The 17,004-nt window shown below is 61.3% G+C and carries 18 protein-coding genes; 12 read left to right on the forward strand and 6 right to left on the reverse strand.

What is annotated here, in order from left to right; genetic code table 11:
* Positions 1–5 precede the first annotated feature (5 nt).
* From HBO41_RS01760 to hemN, 10 genes are all read left to right on the forward strand, one after another.
* Positions 6–191, forward strand: a complete 186-nt coding sequence (locus HBO41_RS01760; RefSeq protein WP_005790274.1) for a CcoQ/FixQ family Cbb3-type cytochrome c oxidase assembly chaperone — start codon at positions 6–8, stop codon at positions 189–191.
* Positions 188–1,165 carry a cytochrome-c oxidase, cbb3-type subunit III gene (ccoP, locus tag HBO41_RS01765; RefSeq protein WP_017134812.1) on the forward strand — a complete coding sequence of 326 codons (978 nt, stop codon included), beginning with the start codon at positions 188–190 and terminating at the stop codon, positions 1,163–1,165. Before HBO41_RS01760 ends, ccoP begins: the two co-directional genes overlap by 4 nt.
* 170 nt (positions 1,166–1,335) lie before the next feature.
* Positions 1,336–1,590 carry a type II toxin-antitoxin system Phd/YefM family antitoxin gene (locus HBO41_RS01770; protein ID WP_017134811.1) on the forward strand — a complete coding sequence of 85 codons (255 nt, stop codon included), beginning with the start codon at positions 1,336–1,338 and terminating at the stop codon, positions 1,588–1,590.
* Entirely contained in the window at positions 1,590–2,000 is a 411-nt protein-coding gene (locus tag HBO41_RS01775; protein WP_169984890.1) for a type II toxin-antitoxin system VapC family toxin, read from the forward strand. Before HBO41_RS01770 ends, HBO41_RS01775 begins: the two co-directional genes overlap by 1 nt.
* A gap of 207 nt (positions 2,001–2,207) precedes the next feature.
* Positions 2,208–3,623, forward strand: coding sequence for a cytochrome c oxidase accessory protein CcoG (gene ccoG / locus HBO41_RS01780; RefSeq protein ID WP_017134809.1), 1,416 nt, complete (start codon positions 2,208–2,210; stop codon positions 3,621–3,623).
* A gap of 17 nt (positions 3,624–3,640) precedes the next feature.
* Positions 3,641–4,180 carry a FixH family protein gene (locus tag HBO41_RS01785; protein ID WP_017134808.1) on the forward strand — a complete coding sequence of 180 codons (540 nt, stop codon included), beginning with the start codon at positions 3,641–3,643 and terminating at the stop codon, positions 4,178–4,180.
* A gap of 114 nt (positions 4,181–4,294) precedes the next feature.
* Positions 4,295–6,745, forward strand: a complete 2,451-nt coding sequence (locus HBO41_RS01790; protein WP_017134807.1) for a heavy metal translocating P-type ATPase — start codon at positions 4,295–4,297, stop codon at positions 6,743–6,745.
* 22 nt (positions 6,746–6,767) lie between these two features.
* Positions 6,768–6,980 carry a cbb3-type cytochrome oxidase assembly protein CcoS gene (ccoS, locus tag HBO41_RS01795; protein ID WP_017134806.1) on the forward strand — a complete coding sequence of 71 codons (213 nt, stop codon included), beginning with the start codon at positions 6,768–6,770 and terminating at the stop codon, positions 6,978–6,980.
* Positions 6,973–7,656, forward strand: coding sequence for a sulfite exporter TauE/SafE family protein (locus tag HBO41_RS01800; protein WP_017134805.1), 684 nt, complete (start codon positions 6,973–6,975; stop codon positions 7,654–7,656). Before ccoS ends, HBO41_RS01800 begins: the two co-directional genes overlap by 8 nt.
* A gap of 103 nt (positions 7,657–7,759) precedes the next feature.
* The gene (gene hemN / locus HBO41_RS01805) at positions 7,760–9,142 is read left to right on the forward strand and encodes an oxygen-independent coproporphyrinogen III oxidase (protein ID WP_138452582.1); all 1,383 of its coding nucleotides are present in this window, start codon (positions 7,760–7,762) and stop codon (positions 9,140–9,142) included.
* Positions 9,143–9,147: 5 nt separating this feature from the next.
* Here the strand turns inward: hemN and HBO41_RS01810 are convergent, their stop codons facing one another.
* Positions 9,148–9,633, reverse strand: a complete 486-nt coding sequence (locus tag HBO41_RS01810; protein ID WP_017134803.1) for a hypothetical protein — start codon at positions 9,631–9,633, stop codon at positions 9,148–9,150.
* Between the two features lie 153 nt (positions 9,634–9,786).
* Between HBO41_RS01810 and fnr the strand changes: the two genes are divergently transcribed.
* Both fnr and HBO41_RS01820 read left to right on the forward strand, forming a co-directional pair.
* Positions 9,787–10,521, forward strand: a complete 735-nt coding sequence (gene fnr / locus HBO41_RS01815) for a fumarate/nitrate reduction transcriptional regulator Fnr (RefSeq protein WP_056861531.1) — start codon at positions 9,787–9,789, stop codon at positions 10,519–10,521.
* Positions 10,522–10,602: 81 nt separating this feature from the next.
* The gene (locus HBO41_RS01820) at positions 10,603–11,151 is read left to right on the forward strand and encodes an adenine phosphoribosyltransferase (protein ID WP_017134800.1); all 549 of its coding nucleotides are present in this window, start codon (positions 10,603–10,605) and stop codon (positions 11,149–11,151) included.
* A 110-nt stretch (positions 11,152–11,261) separates the two neighbouring features.
* Here HBO41_RS01820 and HBO41_RS01825 read toward each other — a convergent pair whose 3' ends face one another.
* The 5 genes from HBO41_RS01825 to dnaX form a co-directional block, all read right to left on the reverse strand.
* Positions 11,262–12,410, reverse strand: coding sequence for an acyl-CoA dehydrogenase family protein (locus tag HBO41_RS01825; protein WP_169984891.1), 1,149 nt, complete (start codon positions 12,408–12,410; stop codon positions 11,262–11,264).
* 172 nt (positions 12,411–12,582) lie between these two features.
* The gene (recR, locus tag HBO41_RS01830) at positions 12,583–13,185 is read right to left on the reverse strand and encodes a recombination mediator RecR (protein WP_169984893.1); all 603 of its coding nucleotides are present in this window, start codon (positions 13,183–13,185) and stop codon (positions 12,583–12,585) included.
* A gap of 66 nt (positions 13,186–13,251) precedes the next feature.
* Positions 13,252–14,286 (reverse strand): NADP-dependent oxidoreductase, encoded by a 1,035-nt coding sequence (locus HBO41_RS01835; protein WP_169984895.1) that lies wholly within the window; start codon positions 14,284–14,286, stop codon positions 13,252–13,254.
* A 132-nt stretch (positions 14,287–14,418) separates the two neighbouring features.
* Positions 14,419–14,757, reverse strand: coding sequence for a YbaB/EbfC family nucleoid-associated protein (locus HBO41_RS01840; RefSeq protein ID WP_003175481.1), 339 nt, complete (start codon positions 14,755–14,757; stop codon positions 14,419–14,421).
* Positions 14,758–14,803: 46 nt separating this feature from the next.
* The gene (dnaX, locus tag HBO41_RS01845; protein ID WP_169984914.1) at positions 14,804–16,900 is read right to left on the reverse strand and encodes a DNA polymerase III subunit gamma/tau; all 2,097 of its coding nucleotides are present in this window, start codon (positions 16,898–16,900) and stop codon (positions 14,804–14,806) included.
* Positions 16,901–17,004: the final 104 nt, after the last annotated feature.

Here is a 17,004-nt window from a genome sequence, read left to right on the forward strand (position 1 = left end):
TCTTCATGGATATCGGGATGATTCGTGGCCTGGGCACCGTTGTGGTGATGGTGGCCTTTGTCGGCCTGGCGCTGTGGGTGTTCAGCCCGCGCCGCAAGTCGGAGTTTGACGACGCGACCATGCTGCCCTTTGCAGATGATCCCGAGGCCATCAAGCACGTCGAGCAAGCTTCTAGGAGTAACAAAGAATGACTACGTTCTGGAGTCTGTACGTCACAGTCCTCAGTCTGGGTACCATTTTCGCCCTGACCTGGCTGCTGCTGTCGACCCGCAAGGGCCAGCGCACCGAGCAGACGGACGAGACCGTCGGCCACTCGTTCGACGGCATCGAGGAGTACGACAACCCGCTGCCCAAATGGTGGTTCATGCTGTTTGTCGGCACCATCATCTTCGCCCTCGGCTACCTGGCGCTGTACCCCGGCCTTGGCAACTGGAAAGGCCTGCTGCCGGGCTATAACTACCTCGACAACGACAAGCAAACCCCTTTCGCCAACGGCCAGACCGGCTGGACCGGCGTGCACGAATGGGAAAAGGAAATGGCCAAATCGGACGCCAAGTTCGGCCCGATCTTCGCCAAATTCGCTGCAATGCCGATTGAAGACGTCGCCAAAGACCCGCAAGCCTTGAAGATGGGTGGCCGCCTGTTCGCCTCCAACTGCTCGGTGTGCCACGGCTCCGACGCCAAGGGCGCCTACGGCTTCCCTAACCTGACCGACGCCGACTGGCGCTGGGGCGGCGAACCAGCCACCATCAAGGAAACCATCATGAAAGGCCGCCATGCGGTGATGCCGGCCTGGGCCGATGTCATTGGCGAACAAGGCGTGGCCGACGTGGCGGGCTTTGTGGTGACTAACCTCGATGGCCGCAAACTGCCGGAAGGCGCCAAGGCCGACGTGGCCAACGGCGCGAAACTGTTCGCCGCCAACTGCGTGGCCTGCCACGGCCCGGCCGGTAAAGGCACGCCAGCAATGGGCGCGCCGGACCTGACCCACCCGGGTGCATTCATCTACGGCTCAAGCTTCGCGCAATTGCAGCAGACCATTCGTTATGGCCGTCAGGGCCAGATGCCGGCGCAGGAGTTGCTGCAAGGCAATGACAAGGTGCACTTGCTGGCAGCGTATGTTTACAGCCTGTCCCATGGGGATAAGCAGGCTGAGGAGCAGTAAGCTCTCGGCAAACGACAAAGCCCCGCAGTGCGGGGCTTTTTTTATGCCGGGCTGGTTTTCTGCCGGGCTGGGGCGATTGCAGCGCATGACCATTCGGAACCTTGCACTTGCTGCGCGCCGACGCAAAGTAGTAACGTTACTACATTAAATTTGCCGAAGGGGAATACCCCATGACCATCACTACCATTTCCAGCCGTGAATTCAATCAAGACACAAGTGGTGCCAAAAAAGCCGCCAGTAAAGGTCCGGTTTTTATCACCGATCGCGGCAAGCCTGCCCATGTACTGCTAAGCATTGAGGACTACCAGAAACTGACAGGTTTGAACGTCGACATCGTTGACCTGTTGGTGATGCCGGAAGCGGCCGAAATCGACTTCGAAACCGAACGCGCCGTGATCACCCACCGACCTGTGGACCTCTCTTGATGTATCTACTCGACACCAACGTAATCTCCGAACTTCGCAAACCCCAGGCCGACGCTAGAGTAGTAGCCTGGGCAAAAAGTGTTATCGCTCCGCGCATGTTCATCTCGGCCATTACGCTGAAGGAATTGGAAACCAGTGTACTGCGCATGGAACGCCGAGACCCGGTTCAGGGGAAAGTGTTACGAACATGGCTCAAACTCCACGTGATGCCAGCGTTCGATGCCAGGATACTGCCGGTTGATGCCGCCGTTGCGCTGCGTTGTGCCGATCTGCATGTGCCGGACCAGGCCAACGAAAGTGACGCGTTGATTGCCGCAACGGCTCTGGTGCACGGGCTCACCGTGGTGACGCGCAACGTCAGTGACTTCATGTCCAGTGGTGTGCCTCTGATCAATCCATGGGACGAATGACCTGCCTACCGGCAAAAACCGGCCATACTTCACAAGTCAATTGATCCAGATCACGTACACCATCAATTGATTTCCCCCAACGCGACCAAAGGTCGCACCCTTTACACAGCACCGGAGGCGTATCATTACGCCACTGCAACACCCTGTTTTTGACCCCGGTTGGCACGTACTGGCCGAGGCAAATCTCCACCGCCGTGGGATGCAATGATGAGCAACCAGATACCGGTACATGACGTTACCCCGCCTGCCAAAAACGCCAGCAGCACTGTCGACCTCTACGCCTCGCGCGAGAAAATCTACACCCGCGCCTTTACCGGCCTGTTCCGCAACTTGCGCATGGTCGGTGGCGCCGCTCTGTTCTTGTTGTACTTCGGCACCGTGTGGCTGAACTGGGGTGGCCACCAGGCCGTCTGGTGGAACCTGCCGGAACGCAAATTCTTCATTTTTGGCGCCACTTTCTGGCCTCAGGATTTCATCCTGCTCTCGGGCATTCTTATTGTGGCGGCGTTCGGCCTGTTCTTTATCACCGTGTATGCCGGGCGTGTGTGGTGCGGCTATACCTGCCCGCAAAGCGTATGGACATGGATCTTCATGTGGTGCGAAAAGGTCACCGAAGGCGACCGCAACCAGCGCATCAAGCTCGACAAGGCGCCCATGGGCGCGAACAAATTCCTGCGCAAGTTCAGCAAGCACACGCTGTGGCTGCTGATTGGCTTTGTCACCGGCATGACCTTCGTCGGCTACTTCTCGCCCATCCGCGAGCTGGTGTTCGACTTCTTCACCGGCCAGGCCGATGGCTGGTCGTATTTCTGGGTCGGGTTCTTCACCCTGGCCACCTACGGTAACGCCGGTTGGCTGCGTGAGCAGGTGTGCATCTACATGTGCCCGTATGCGCGTTTCCAGAGCGTGATGTTCGACAAAGACACCCTGATTGTTTCCTACGACCCGCGCCGTGGCGAAGTGCGTGGCCCGCGCAAAAAAGGCATCGACTACAAGGCCCAGGGGTTGGGCGATTGCATTGACTGCACGATGTGCGTGCAGGTGTGCCCCACCGGCATCGACATCCGTGACGGCCTGCAAATCGAGTGCATCGGTTGCGCCGCGTGTATCGACGCCTGCGACAACATCATGGACAAAATGGACTACCCGCGCGGCCTGATCAGCTACACCACCGAGCACAACCTGTCCGGGCAGAAAACCCATAAGTTGCGCCCGCGCCTGATCGGTTATGCCTTGGTGCTGCTGGCGATGATCGGCCTGTTGGCCGGTGCATTTTTCATGCGCTCGCTGGTGGGCTTCGACGTCAGCAAAGACCGCGTGCTCTACCGCGAAAACGCCGAAGGCCGCATCGAAAACGTCTACAGCCTGAAAATCATGAACAAGGACCAGCGCGACCACACTTACGTGCTCGATGCCTCGGGCCTGCCGGATCTCAAGCTGCAAGGCCGACGCGAGATCAAGGTCGCCGCCGGGGAGATCTTCACGATGCCGGTAGAGCTGTCCAGCGCCCCTGAGCAACTGCCATCGAGCACCAACGAGGTGAAATTCATCCTCAAGGATGCCGACGACGACAGCGTCCACATTGAAGCCAAGAGCCGATTCATCGGCCCACAAGTCCGCTAATAACAGAGAGCACAACAATGCCCGCAGCTACTGCCGCAAGCCCTTGGTACAAGCACCTCTGGCCCTGGATCATCATTGGGATCCTGGCCTGCTCGGTGACCTTGACCCTGTCAATGGTGACCATTGCGGTGAAGAACCCGGACAACCTGGTCAACGACAACTACTACGAGGCCGGCAAAGGCATCAACCGCTCCCTGGACCGTGAGCGGCTGGCCCAGACCCTGCAACTGCGCGGCAAATTGCACTTGGACGAGTTGACCGGTGAAGTCGAGTTGCAACTGACGGGCTACAGCAACCCGAACACTCTGGAACTGAACCTGATTTCCCCGACCCAGCCGCAGAAGGATCGCAAGATCAACCTGACCCGCAGTGACAGCGAACCCGGCCGCTACATCGGCCAGGTCACCGACAAGGTAGAGGGTCGGCGCTTCGTGGAATTGCTCGGCGTGGAGGGCGACAAGACCTGGCGCCTGTTCGAAGAAGAAGAGGTCAGCCACGACAAGGACTTGCTGCTGGGTGATGAACCGTTGCAGGGTGCCGAAGACCTGAAAAAGTAAACACATGCGCTTCGCGCATCGCGGGCAAGCCCGCTCCCACAGTGGATCGCGGTCTCCTGTGGGAGCCGGGCTTGCCCGCGATGAGGCCCTCCCAGCCGATATAGATTTCACACCATGACCAGCCCAACCCCCTGCTACCACTGCGCCCTGCCCGTCCCGCCCGGCAGCCGGTTCACCGCCGAAATCCTCGGCGAGCGCCGCGAACTCTGCTGCCCGGGCTGTCAGGCAGTGGCCGAGGCGATTGTGGCCGGCGGGTTGCAAAGCTATTACCAGCACCGCAGCGAAGCCTCGGCCAACCCCGAGGCGCTGCCGGTGCAACTGGTCGACGAACTGGCGCTGTACGACCGCGCCGACGTGCAAAAACCCTTTGTGCGCCACGAAGGCGATCTGGCCGAAACCACCCTATTGATGGAAGGCATCAGCTGCGCGGCCTGTGGCTGGCTGATCGAAAAACACTTGCGCAGCCTGCCCGCCGTGGCCGAGGCGCGGCTGAACCTGTCCAACCATCGCCTGCACGTGCGCTGGGCCGATGGGCAATTGCCGCTGAGCCAGGTGCTCAGCGAACTGCGCCATATCGGCTACGCCGCCCACCCTTACCAGGCCGATCGCGCCGCCGAGCAATTGGCCAGCGAAAACCGCCGGGCCTTGCGCCAGCTGGGCGTGGCGGGGTTGTTGTGGTTCCAGGCAATGATGGCGACCATGGCGACCTGGCCGGAATTCAATATTGACCTGAGCCCGGAGTTGCACGTGATCCTGCGCTGGGTGGCGATGTTTCTGACTACGCCCATCGTGTTCTACAGCTGTGCGCCGTTCTTCAAAGGCGCCCTGCGCGACCTGCGCACGCGCCACCTGACCATGGATGTGTCGGTGTCCCTGGCGATTGGCGGCGCGTACCTGGCGGGCATCTGGACCGCCATAACTGGCACTGGCGAGTTGTACTTCGACGCGGTGGGCATGTTCGCGCTGTTCCTGCTCGCCGGGCGCTACCTGGAGCGTCGGGCACGTGAGCGTACGGCCGCCGCCACCGCGCAGTTGGTCAACCTGCTGCCGGCGTCATGCTTACGCCTCAAAAGTGATGGTCAGAGCGAGCGCATCCTGCTCAGCGAACTGGCCGTAGGCGATCGCGTACTGGTGCATCCCGGCGCCGTGCTGCCGGCCGATGGGCTGATTCTTGATGGCCAGTCGAGCATTGACGAGTCCCTGCTCACCGGCGAATACCTGCCGCAGCCGCGCAACGTCGGCGACGCGGTTACCGCCGGCACGCTCAACGTCGAAGGCGCGCTGACCGTCGAGGTGCGCGCCTTGGGGCATGACACCCGCCTGTCTGCCATCGTGCGCCTGCTGGAACGTGCCCAGGCCGAGAAACCGCGCCTGGCGCAAATCGCCGACCGTGCTGCTCAATGGTTTCTGCTGTGCTCGCTGATCGCGGCCGCGCTGATCGGCCTGCTGTGGTGGGAACTGGACGCGTCACGCGCATTCTGGATTGTGCTGGCGATGCTGGTGGCAACCTGCCCTTGCGCGTTGTCGCTGGCGACACCGACCGCCCTCACCGCCGCCACCGGCACATTGCACAAACTCGGGCTGTTACTCACTCGTGGGCACGTGCTGGAAGGCTTGAACCAGATCGACACGGTGATTTTCGACAAGACCGGCACCCTGACCGAAGGCCGCCTGGCCCTGCGTGCCATCCGCCCGTTGGGCACGTTGAACAGCGACGACTGCCTGGGCCTCGCCGCCGCGCTGGAAAACCGCTCCGAGCACCCGATTGCCCGCGCCTTCGGGCGTGCGCCGCTGGCCGCCGAGGAAGTCCTGAGTTTCCCAGGCTTAGGCCTGGAAGGTCGTGTGGGCGAGCATCAATTGCGCATCGGCCAGCCGGGCTTTGTGTGCCAATTAAGCGGCTGCGCGATTCCCGCCTCGCCGGACGAAGCAGGCCAATGGTTGCTGCTGGGCGATCGTGAAGGCGCCCTCGCCTGGTTCGTGCTCGATGACCGCCTGCGCAGCGATGCGCCCGCCCTGCTGGCCGCGTGCAAAGCGCGAGGTTGGCGTACGCTGTTGCTGTCGGGTGACAGCTCGCCGATGGTCGCCAGTGTCGCGCTTGAGTTGGGGATTGACGAGGCCAAGGGCGGCTTGCGCCCCGACGACAAACTGCAGGTGCTGCACCAGTTGCACCAGCAAGGCCGCAAGGTGCTGATGCTTGGCGACGGCGTCAACGATGTGCCTGTGCTCGCCGCCGCCGATATCAGCGTGGCGATGGGCTCAGCCACCGACTTGGCAAAAACCAGTGCCGATGCCGTGCTGCTGTCCAACCGTCTCGACGCGCTGGTGCAGGCGTTTACCCTGGCGCGGCGCACGCGGCGGGTAATCATTGAAAACCTGCTGTGGGCCGGGCTGTACAATGGCCTTATGCTGCCGTTTGCCGCCCTCGGTTGGATCACCCCGATCTGGGCCGCGATCGGCATGTCCCTCAGCTCGTTGACCGTGGTGCTCAACGCCTTGCGCCTGACTCGCCTGCCGAGCACGCAGGCAAACAGTGCCACCTTAGTAACCCGCCCGCTGCCGGCTTGAGCCGCGTGGGCATGGAGTACCGATGCCAGCTCTCTACGTGATGATTCCGGCGGCGCTGCTGTTAGTCGGCGTGGCCATTTACATTTTCTTCTGGGCGGTGGACAGCGGCCAGTACGACGACCTCGACGGCCCGGCCCACAGCGTGCTGTTCGACGACCAGGACCCGAACCACCTGGCGGGCGTCGACGAAGCCAACCGGGCCGAGCAACCGCCCAAAGACCCACCCCATGCTTGAGTTGGCGCCATTGCTGGTCTCGGCCTTGATCCTCGGGCTACTGGGCGGCGGCCATTGCCTGGGCATGTGCGGCGGGCTGATGGGCGCGCTGACGCTGGCAATCCCCAAAGAACAACGCAGCCGCCGTTTTCGCCTGCTGCTCGCCTATAACCTGGGGCGCATCCTCAGCTACGCCGCTGCCGGGTTATTGATCGGCCTGGCCGGCTGGGCGGTGGCCAACAGCCCGGCGGCGATGTTCATGCGCGTGCTCGCCGGGTTGTTGCTGATCAGCATGGGTTTGTACCTGGCCGGTTGGTGGAGCGGCCTCACCCGTATCGAAAGCCTGGGGCGCGGCCTGTGGCGCTACGTACAGCCGGTCGCCAACCGTTTGCTGCCGGTATCCAGCCTGCCACGCGCATTGCTGCTGGGCGCGCTGTGGGGCTGGTTGCCGTGCGGGTTGGTCTACAGCACGCTGTTATGGGCGGCGAGCCAGGGTAATGCGCTGGACAGCGCAATGCTGATGCTCGCCTTTGGGCTTGGAACCTGGCCAGTACTGCTGGCGACTGGCTTGGCGGCGGAACGTGTCACGGCGGTGCTGCGCAAACGCAGCGTGCGTGTGGCCGGTGGCGTGCTGGTTATGCTCTTCGGCGTTTGGACGTTGCCAGGCCCGCATCAACACTGGCTAATGGGCCATTAAATCGCCATGTGGCATAGCGCCGCTCCCCGTTGATGCAAATCAAGATGGTACCTGCGGTGCGCCCCTAGACTCGGCTCACTAGCCAATCCCGGGGACCGCCCGCATGCTCGACGCCATTCGTTGGGACACAGATCTGATTCACCGCTACGACTTGGCGGGGCCGCGCTACACGTCCTACCCCACCGCCGTACAATTCGATAGCCAGGTCGGCACCTTCGACCTGCTCCACGCCCTGCGCGACAGCCGCAAGGCCGTACGGCCCTTGTCGCTGTATGTGCATGTGCCGTTCTGCGCAAACATTTGCTACTACTGCGCCTGCAACAAGGTCATCACCAAGGACCGTGGCCGAGCCCAGGCCTACCTGCAACGCCTGGAGCAGGAAATCCAGCTGGTCGCCTGTCACCTCGACCCGAAACAGCCCGTGGAACAGTTGCATTTCGGCGGCGGCACGCCGACTTTTCTCAGCCACGACGAACTGCGCCAGGTGATGACCCGCCTGCGCCAGCACTTCAATTTGCTCAATGATGATTCCGGCGACTACGGCATCGAGATCGACCCGCGTGAAGCCGACTGGGCGACCATGGGGCTGCTGCGTGAACTGGGCTTTAACCGCGTGAGCATCGGCCTGCAAGACCTTGACCCCGAGGTGCAGCGTGCGGTCAACCGCCTGCAAAGCCTGGAAGAAACCCGTGCGGTGATCGATGCGGCGCGCACCCTGCAATTTCGCTCGATCAATATTGATTTGATCTACGGCCTGCCCAAGCAGACGCCGCTGAATTTTGCGCGCACCGTCGAAGAGGTGATCAACCTGCAACCGGATCGCCTGTCGGTCTTCAACTACGCGCACCTGCCCGAGCGCTTTATGCCGCAGCGGCGCATTAATGCCGACGATTTGCCCTCGCCGGAAGAAAAACTGCTGATGCTGCAAACCACCATCGAGCAGTTGACCCGTGCCGGCTACCGCTACATCGGCATGGACCACTTTGCCCTGCCGGATGACGAACTGGCCGTGGCCCAGGAAGAAGGCACGCTGCAGCGTAACTTCCAGGGCTACACCACCCACGGGCATTGCGATTTGATTGGGCTGGGCGTGTCGGCGATCAGCCAGATCGGCGACCTGTATTGCCAGAACAGCAGTGACCTCAATCACTACCAGAACGCACTGGCCGGCGCGCAACTGGCCACCAGCCGTGGCCTGGTCTGCACCACGGATGATCGTTTGCGCCGGGAAGTGATTCAGCAGTTGATCTGCAATTTCAGCCTGGCATTCGAGCGGATCGAACAGGCCTATAACATCGATTTTCGCGGCTATTTCGACGAACTCTGGCCACAGCTGGAGACAATGGCCGCCGACGGCCTGATCGAACTGGATGCCCACGGCATTCGCGTTTTACCGGCCGGGCGCTTGCTGGTGCGCTCGGTGTGCATGGTGTTCGATGCCTACCTGGAGCACCAGAACAGGCAGCGATTCTCGCGGGTGATCTAAGGGCTTTATTTCGCCATCAGGCTCATGGCTTCCATCTGAGCTTCAGGCGACTCATCTTTCAGCGATTTGGCCAGTTGTGATTGGGCGGTCATTAAACCGGCCTGTATCGTCGCCACGTCGCCCTGCAAACCCGCCACTTTGGCTTGGCGTGCTTGCGGGGTCAACGTGGTGTCATTCATGACTGCCGAGAGCTGAGCCATCTTTTCGGCAAGCTGCTTTTTCAGCTCGCGGATCATCTTCAGCAACTGTTTGATGTTGTCTTTCAGATTGCTTTCATCAATATCGCTATTGGAGGATTTCTCAGCCGAAGCCATGCCCATCCCCGCGCCGGAAATGACCACCTTCACACCTTCAGCCGCATTAGGTTCGGCGGGCTTGTCCTCGGTGGCGGCCTTGGGCGCGGCGTCTTTATCCCTGGCCGCATCGGCGGCCTTCCAGACCGATACCGTTGCAACGTTGATCGATGGGTTTGAGACAGTGCTGACTGACATGATCTGAGCTCCAGCTCATAGAGAGACACCTGTGTATCGGCACCGATACAAAGAGCTTTATACCGTTGCTGCTTTTTTGTACACGCTGGCCTCAGCCACCCTCGGTGCGTTACCCTTACGTCTTATGTGTGTTTTCCCACAAGGATTTAAGAAATGTCCGAGCCAGTTAAACTGCGCGCTCACAGCCAGGCTCACTGCAAGGATTGCAGCCTGGCCCCCCTCTGCCTGCCACTTTCGTTGAATTTGGAAGACATGGAAGCGCTGGACGAAATCGTTAAACGCGGCCGACCGCTGAAAAAAGGCGAGTTTCTGTTTCGCCAGGGCGACAAATTCGATTCTGTCTATGCAGTTCGCTCCGGCGCATTGAAGACCTTCAGCCTGAGCGACGGCGGCGAAGAGCAGATCACCGGCTTCCACCTGCCCAGCGAACTGGTCGGGCTGTCTGGCATGGACACCGAGATTCACCCGGTGTCGGCCCAGGCCCTGGAGACGACCTCGGTGTGCGAAATCCCTTTCGAACGCCTGGATGAATTGGCCCTGCAGCTGCCGCAACTGCGCCGCCAATTGATGCGGGTGATGAGCCGCGAGATCCGTGACGACCAACAGATGATGTTGCTGCTGTCGAAGAAAACCGCCGACGAGCGCATCGCCACGTTTTTGGTCAACCTGTCGGCACGCTTCCGTGCCCGTGGGTTCTCGGCCAACCAGTTCCGCCTGAGCATGTCGCGCAACGAAATCGGCAATTACCTGGGCCTGGCGGTGGAAACCGTGTCCCGCGTGTTTACCCGTTTCCAGCAAAACGAACTGATTGCCGCCGAAGGCAAGGAAGTGCATATCCTCGACCCGATCCAGCTGTGCGCGCTGGCCGGGGGCTCGCTGGAAGTCTGAGACAGACACTTGCGGCCGCGCCAATCGGCAGGGCCGCAGGTATACTTCGAGTCCGTTTTCCGCTCCCAGGACTCTTCGACGATGACCTTCGATTCGTTCGACATCAAATCCCTGATCCGCCCCGTCATCGACTTCCCCAAGCCTGGGGTGATCTTTCGTGACATTACCCCGCTGTTCCAATCGCCCCGCGCCCTGCGCCTGGTGGCCGACAGTTTTGCCCAGCGTTACGTCGAGGCCGACTTTACCCACATCGGCGCGATGGATGCCCGTGGCTTCCTGATCGGTTCGATCATCGCCTACCAATTGAACAAACCACTGATCCTGTTCCGCAAACAGGGCAAGCTGCCCGCTGACGTGCTGGCCGAGGGTTACCAGACCGAATACGGCGAAGCCTTTCTCGAAGTACACGCCGACAGCCTGTGTGACGGCGACTCGGTGCTGATGTTCGATGACCTGATCGCCACTGGCGGCACCTTGATTGCCGCGGCGAACCTGGTGCGACGTATGGGCGCGAAGATCTTCGAAGCGGCGGCGATCATTGATCTGCCTGAGCTGGGTGGTTCGCAACGCCTGCAGGATATGGGCATTCCGACGTTTTGCCTGACGCAGTTTGGGTTGACCGAAGTTTAAAAGTTGCCTGGGCCGGCGCTATCGCAGGCAAGCCAGCTCCCACATTTTGATTTGCATTCCAAGTGTGGGAGCGGGCTTGCTCGCGAAGAGGCCCTCAAGGACACCCCGCATCACAACCCCATCTGCTTGCTGATGATCTCGTTCATCACCTCACGCGTGCCCCCGCCGATAGACAGAATGCGGTTATCCCGATACAGCCGTTCCACCAGGCTGCCACGCATATACCCCTGCCCACCCAGTATCTGCACCGCGTCATAGGTCACCCGATCCGCGGTATCAGTGGCCAGGTTCTTGGCCATGGAAATCTCCTTGATCACACTCTTGCCGGCCGCCATCTTCGCCGCCTGGCGGTAGGTGAACTCGCGGGAGACTTCCACTGCGGTGGCCATTTCCGCCAGCCGATGCTTGAGCACCTGGAATTTGCCGATGGGTTTGCCGAAGGCTTCGCGCTGGCTCGCCCACTTGAGGCTTTCTTCCAGGGCGAGCTGCGCAGTCATGTTCGCCATCAGCGCCAGCGCCAGGCGCTCGCTCTGGAAATTGCCCATGATGCAGGCAAAGCCCATGTTCTCGACGCCGATCAAGTTGCCTGCGGGCACGCGGCAATCGTCGAAGAACAACTCAGCCGTGTCCGACGCCCACCAGCCCATTTTCTTCAACGGTTGGCCGACGGTGAAACCTGGCGTGTGCTTTTCGATCAGCAACAGGCTGATACCGCCAAAGCCCGGCCCGCCGGTGCGTACGGCTACCGTATAGAAGTCGGCGCGGATGCCGCTGGTGATAAAGGTTTTGCTGCCGCTGACGCGATAAAAGTCGCCATCGCGAAGGGCGCGGGTTTGCAGGTTGGCTACATCGGAGCCGCCACCGGGCTCGGTGACGGCCAGGGCGATGATCTTCTCACCGGTCAGCACTTGAGGCGCAACGCGCTCACGCACCTCGGGGCGCGCCCATTTGACTACCGGCGGCAAGCCGATATCCAGCGAACCCAGGCCCGCGACCACGCCACCCGAACCGCAACGCATCAACTCTTCGCTGGCGGCGACCTTGGCGAACAGGTCGCCTTCATGGCTGCCGCCCAGGCTTTCGGGATAGCCGATGCCCAGGATCCCCGCCGCGCCCGCCTTGAGGTACAGCTCACGGGGAAAGCTCTCGCCCTCCTCCCATTGCTCGATGCCCGGCAACATCTCGCGCTCGACGAAACGGCGCACGCTGTCACGGACCAATTGGTGGCTGGGGTCGAAGTAGTCCTGATAGGCAGACATCGGCAAGCTCCACGGTGAGGTGGAGAGAACTTACCAAGCGCTTGCTTGGTTATCAAGATATCCCTGACAACACAAAACCACTGTGGGAGCTGGCTTGCCTGCGATAGCGGAGTGTCAGGCGACATCAATGCCACTGATCCACCGTTATCGCAGGCAAGCCAGCTCCCACATTTTAGAGCGTGATCGGCTTGCGACCGGCAAAAGAGTGCGCCAACGTGCCGCCATCCATCAATTCCAGCTCGCCACCCAACGGCACGCCATGGGCGATACGCGAGGTGATCAAGCCTTTGTTGGTCAGCAATTGGGCGATGTAATGCGCCGTCGCCTCGCCTTCCACCGTCGGGTTGGTTGCCAGGATCACCTCGGTAAACGTGCCCTGCTCTTCAATGCGCGTCACCAGTTGCGGAATGCCAATGGCTTCCGGCCCCAGGCCGTCCAGCGGCGAAAGATGCCCCTTGAGCACAAAGTAGCGCCCGCGATAGCCGGTCTGCTCGACGGCGTACACGTCCATCGGCCCTTCAACGACGCACAGTAAAGTGTCGTCGCGACGTGGGTCGGCGCATTGCGGGCACAGGTCTTCTTCGGTCAGGGTGCGGCACTGGCGGCAGTGGCCCACGCCGGTCATGGCCTGGCTCAAGGCCTGGGCCAACCGCGTGCCGCCGCTGCGATCACGCTCCAGCAGTTGCAGCGCCATACGCTGGGCGGTTTTCTGGCCCACACCCGGCAAAGTGCGCAGGGCGTCGATCAGTTGGCGAATCAGGGGGCTGAAGCTCATGGGCGAAGGGTCCGACAAAACAACGAGACGCGGTTTATACCCGCGCCTCGGATTAGCGTCAAATGCTCAATCCTGTGCGACGCGCACCACCAACTTGCCGAAGTTGCGCCCCTCGAGCAAACCGATAAAGGCTTCGGGTGCCTGTTCCAGGCCATCGACCACGTCTTCGCGGAACTTGATCTTGCCGTCGCGCACCCACGGCGCCATGGCGCTGAGGAATTCGGGCTGGCGATCGCCATAATCGTCGAACACGATAAAACCCTGGATGCGCACGCGCTTGGTCAACAAGGTACGTTGCAGTGCTGGCAGCCGATCAGGACCGCTGGGGGCTTCATGGGCGTTGTAACCGGCGATCAGGCCGCACAGCGGAATGCGTGCCTTGGGGTTGAGCAGCGGCAGCACGGCGTCGAAGACTTTGCCGCCGACGTTTTCAAAGTAGATATCCACGCCTTTGAAACAGGCCAACGCCAGCTCATGGGCAAAATCGGCGCTCTTGTGGTCGATACAGGCGTCAAAGCCCAGCTCATCGACCACGTAGCGGCACTTGTCCGCGCCGCCGGCAATACCCACCACGCGCAAACCCTTGAGCTTGGCCACCTGCCCGACCACCGAACCCACCGCGCCGGAGGCAGCCGCCACCACCAGGGTTTCGCCGGCCTTGGGTTGGCCGATATCCATCAGGCCCATGTACGCGGTCATGCCAGGCATACCCAATACACCCAGCGCCATCGAGGGGCTGGCCAGGCCTTTGGGCAGCGGGATCAGGTTGTTTCCGTCTGAGATGCTATGGCTTTGCCAGCCGGTGGAACCCACCACAAGATCACCCACCGCGAATTTCGGGTTACGCGATTGCTCGATACGGCTGACAGCACCACCGATCATCACTTCGTCGATTTCCACCGGAGCTGCGTAGGACGGCGCGTCACTCATGCGCCCACGCATGTAGGGATCGAGGGACAGGTACAGGGTTTTGAGCAGCACCTGGCCATCTGCCAATTCCGGCAGGTTCACGCGTTCCAGGCGAAAGTTTTCCGGTGTCGGCGCGCCTTGCGGGCGCGAGACCAGGACAATGCGCTGGTTAAGAATGGGTTCTTGAGGCATGAGGGGCTCCTTTAACGAATCTTTCGGTATAGGGTGCAGACCCTGCTTGCCATGCCAGGGTTCGATCGGATTAGCACAAACAAAAATGCCAGGCGCGATGCCTGGCATTTGAGTCTAGCTAACGCTGCACGATCAAAACGGCAGTTTCATGCCCGGCGGCAGTTGCATGCCAGCGGTCACGCCACCCATTTTTTCCTGGCTGTTGGCTTCGATCTTGCGCACGGCGTCGTTGACGGCCGCGGCGAACAGCGCTTCGAGCATTTCCAGGTCATCTTCGCCGACGCCAGGCAATACGCTTGGGTCGATGCTCACGCGCTTGATGTCGTGACGACCGGTCATCACCACGCTGACCATATCGCCACCGGCTTTACCGGTGACTTCGGCGTTGGCCAGTTCTTCCTGCATCTTGGCCATCTTTTCCTGCATCTGCTGCGCCTGCTTCATCAGGCCGGCCATGCCACCTTTCATCATGGGAATCACCTCAAAGTACGTGGATCAATCAATTAGTAGCCCGGTTTTATGACGCTTGGGGCACCGGGGCTTCGACAGGTTCAATAGTATCGTGACGCACCACCGCACCGAACTGTTGCATCAACTGTTGGATGAGCGGATCGCCATGGATCGAGTCTTCAGCCTCGCGCTGACGGTTGATGCGCTTACGGGTCGCCGCCTGGGCCGGGGTTTCCTGCTCAGGCTTGATCAGTTCGATGGCGATGGTCAACGTGCGTTCATGGTACTGGTTGAGCGCATCGTTGAGTCGGCGTTGCTGAGTGGCGTTGAACAAGGCGCTGTGGGCCGGGTCCAGGTGCAACAGCCAGTGGTCGCCCTCGATGGAGATCAAGGTGCAGTTGGCGGCGATGCTGCCGGTCATGCCGGAGATCGGCAATTTTGGAAACAACTCCAACCATTGCAACGCCAGGCCAGTGGCCGGGGCCGCAGCGGGTTCCGCTTCGGGCTCGGGGGCCGGTTCGGCGGTGTGCTCGCTGGCCAGGTCGTCCAGGTAGCTGTAGGCCGAATCCATGTCCGGCTCGATGTAATCTTCGTCCAGCGGCGGCTCGTCATCAAGGTCGATGCCCGGCGTGGCAGCGTCCACCTGCGCGACAGTCGGCTCGGCAACCGGTGCCGACACCCATTCCGGCGCGTCCGGCACCGCACTGTCCGGAGTCGGCGTGGGCATCGGCGTCAGCTCGGGCTGCTCGCCGGTGGTTTCCAGCACGGGCTCCACGGCGGGCACTTGCTCGACTTCAGGTTCAGGCTCAGGCTCAGCTTCTGCGTCGACCGGATCGTTCCAAGGCAGGTCAACCACCGGCGCGGGAGCAGGTTCAGGCTCAACCACGGGCGCAGGTTCGACCACTGGCGCGGCAACCGCAGGCTCGGGAGCTGGCGCAGGTGCAGGTGCAGCCGGCGCAGGTTCAGGTGCAGCAACTACTGGCGCGACTACCGCCGCGCCAGCCACTGGTTTGGCGGAATCAACTGTGGCCTGGCTGATCCCCACTGGCTTTAGCGGCTGTCTCGGTGCGCCCGCCGAGTCGGCGGGCCGGAAGGCCAGCATCCGCAGCAAGACCATTTCAAAGCCGCCACGCGGGTCTGGCGCCAAGGGCAAATCGCGGCGGCCGATCAGGCCCATCTGGTAGTAGAACTGTACATCTTCGGCTGGCAACGCCTGGGCCAGCGCCAATACGCGGTCGCGGTCGCCATGGCCGTTGTCGACACCTTCGGGCAACGCCTGGGCGATGGCCACGCGGTGCAGCACATTGAGGATTTCCGAGAGTACGCCGTTCCAGTCCGGGCCTTGCTCCGACAAGTGGCGCACGGCTTCGAGCAACGCCTTGGCGTCACCTTCGATCAGCGCGTGCAACACGTCGAACACCTGGCCGTGGTCCAGCGTGCCGAGCATGGCGCGTACATCCGCGGCCATGACCTTGCCTTCACCGAAGGCGATGGCCTGGTCGGTGAGGCTCATGGCGTCACGCATCGAACCATCGGCGGCGCGGCCGAGCAGCCACAACGCGTCGTCTTCGAACGGCACGTTCTCGACGCCGAGCACATGGGTCAAATGCTCGACCACGCGCTCGGGCGTCATGTTTTTCAGGGAGAACTGCAGGCACCGCGACAAAATCGTTGCAGGAAGTTTCTGCGGGTCGGTGGTGGCCAGGATGAACTTAACGTAGGGCGGCGGCTCTTCCAGGGTTTTCAACAGGGCGTTGAAGGAATGGCTGGAGAGCATGTGCACTTCGTCGATCAGGTAGACCTTGAAGCGCCCACGGCTCGGCGCGTACTGCACGTTGTCGAGCAGCTCGCGGGTGTCTTCGACCTTGGTGCGGCTCGCGGCATCGATCTCGATCAGGTCGACAAAACGCCCTTCGTCGATCTCGCGGCATACCGAACAGGTGCCACAAGGCGTCGACGTGATGCCGGTTTCACAGTTCAGGCACTTGGCAATAATGCGCGCGATAGTGGTCTTGCCGACCCCGCGAGTACCGGTGAACAGGTAGGCGTGGTGCAGCCGTTGGCTGTCCAAGGCATTGATCAGAGCCTTGAGCACATGGGTCTGGCCGACCATTTCGCGGAACGAGCGCGGGCGCCATTTACGTGCAAGAACCTGATAACTCATCGAAAACCGTCGCAACTGGGAAGCGGAAGCCGGTAATGCTAGCGGAGCAAGGGGGAAATTGCATCCGGCACGCTCGTCTAATCTGACTAAGCTTGCCTGACTGG

This window comes from Pseudomonas sp. WS 5146 (assembly GCF_012985495.1).
In the GTDB taxonomy this organism is placed as follows: Bacteria; Pseudomonadota; Gammaproteobacteria; order Pseudomonadales; family Pseudomonadaceae; genus Aquipseudomonas; species Aquipseudomonas edaphica.

Bases quoted from the DNA above. Each gene is read 5' to 3' on its own strand.
- ccoS (WP_017134806.1), top strand. From the start codon at position 6,768: ATGCCAGCTCTCTACGTGATGATTCCGGCGGCGCTGCTGTTAGTCGGC.
- fnr (WP_056861531.1), top strand. From the start codon at position 9,787: ATGTCCGAGCCAGTTAAACTGCGCGCTCACAGCCAGGCTCACTGCAAG.
- recR (WP_169984893.1), bottom strand. From the start codon at position 13,185: ATGAGCTTCAGCCCCCTGATTCGCCAACTGATCGACGCCCTGCGCACT.
- HBO41_RS01760 (WP_005790274.1), top strand. From the start codon at position 6: ATGGATATCGGGATGATTCGTGGCCTGGGCACCGTTGTGGTGATGGTG.
- HBO41_RS01770 (WP_017134811.1), top strand. From the start codon at position 1,336: ATGACCATCACTACCATTTCCAGCCGTGAATTCAATCAAGACACAAGT.
- HBO41_RS01800 (WP_017134805.1), top strand. From the start codon at position 6,973: ATGCTTGAGTTGGCGCCATTGCTGGTCTCGGCCTTGATCCTCGGGCTA.
- dnaX (WP_169984914.1), bottom strand. From the start codon at position 16,900: ATGAGTTATCAGGTTCTTGCACGTAAATGGCGCCCGCGCTCGTTCCGC.
- HBO41_RS01820 (WP_017134800.1), top strand. From the start codon at position 10,603: ATGACCTTCGATTCGTTCGACATCAAATCCCTGATCCGCCCCGTCATC.
- ccoP (WP_017134812.1), top strand. From the start codon at position 188: ATGACTACGTTCTGGAGTCTGTACGTCACAGTCCTCAGTCTGGGTACC.
- ccoG (WP_017134809.1), top strand. From the start codon at position 2,208: ATGAGCAACCAGATACCGGTACATGACGTTACCCCGCCTGCCAAAAAC.
- HBO41_RS01785 (WP_017134808.1), top strand. From the start codon at position 3,641: ATGCCCGCAGCTACTGCCGCAAGCCCTTGGTACAAGCACCTCTGGCCC.
- HBO41_RS01840 (WP_003175481.1), bottom strand. From the start codon at position 14,757: ATGATGAAAGGTGGCATGGCCGGCCTGATGAAGCAGGCGCAGCAGATG.
- HBO41_RS01835 (WP_169984895.1), bottom strand. From the start codon at position 14,286: ATGCCTCAAGAACCCATTCTTAACCAGCGCATTGTCCTGGTCTCGCGC.
- hemN (WP_138452582.1), top strand. From the start codon at position 7,760: ATGCTCGACGCCATTCGTTGGGACACAGATCTGATTCACCGCTACGAC.
- HBO41_RS01810 (WP_017134803.1), bottom strand. From the start codon at position 9,633: ATGTCAGTCAGCACTGTCTCAAACCCATCGATCAACGTTGCAACGGTA.
- HBO41_RS01790 (WP_017134807.1), top strand. From the start codon at position 4,295: ATGACCAGCCCAACCCCCTGCTACCACTGCGCCCTGCCCGTCCCGCCC.
- HBO41_RS01825 (WP_169984891.1), bottom strand. From the start codon at position 12,410: ATGTCTGCCTATCAGGACTACTTCGACCCCAGCCACCAATTGGTCCGT.
- HBO41_RS01775 (WP_169984890.1), top strand. From the start codon at position 1,590: ATGTATCTACTCGACACCAACGTAATCTCCGAACTTCGCAAACCCCAG.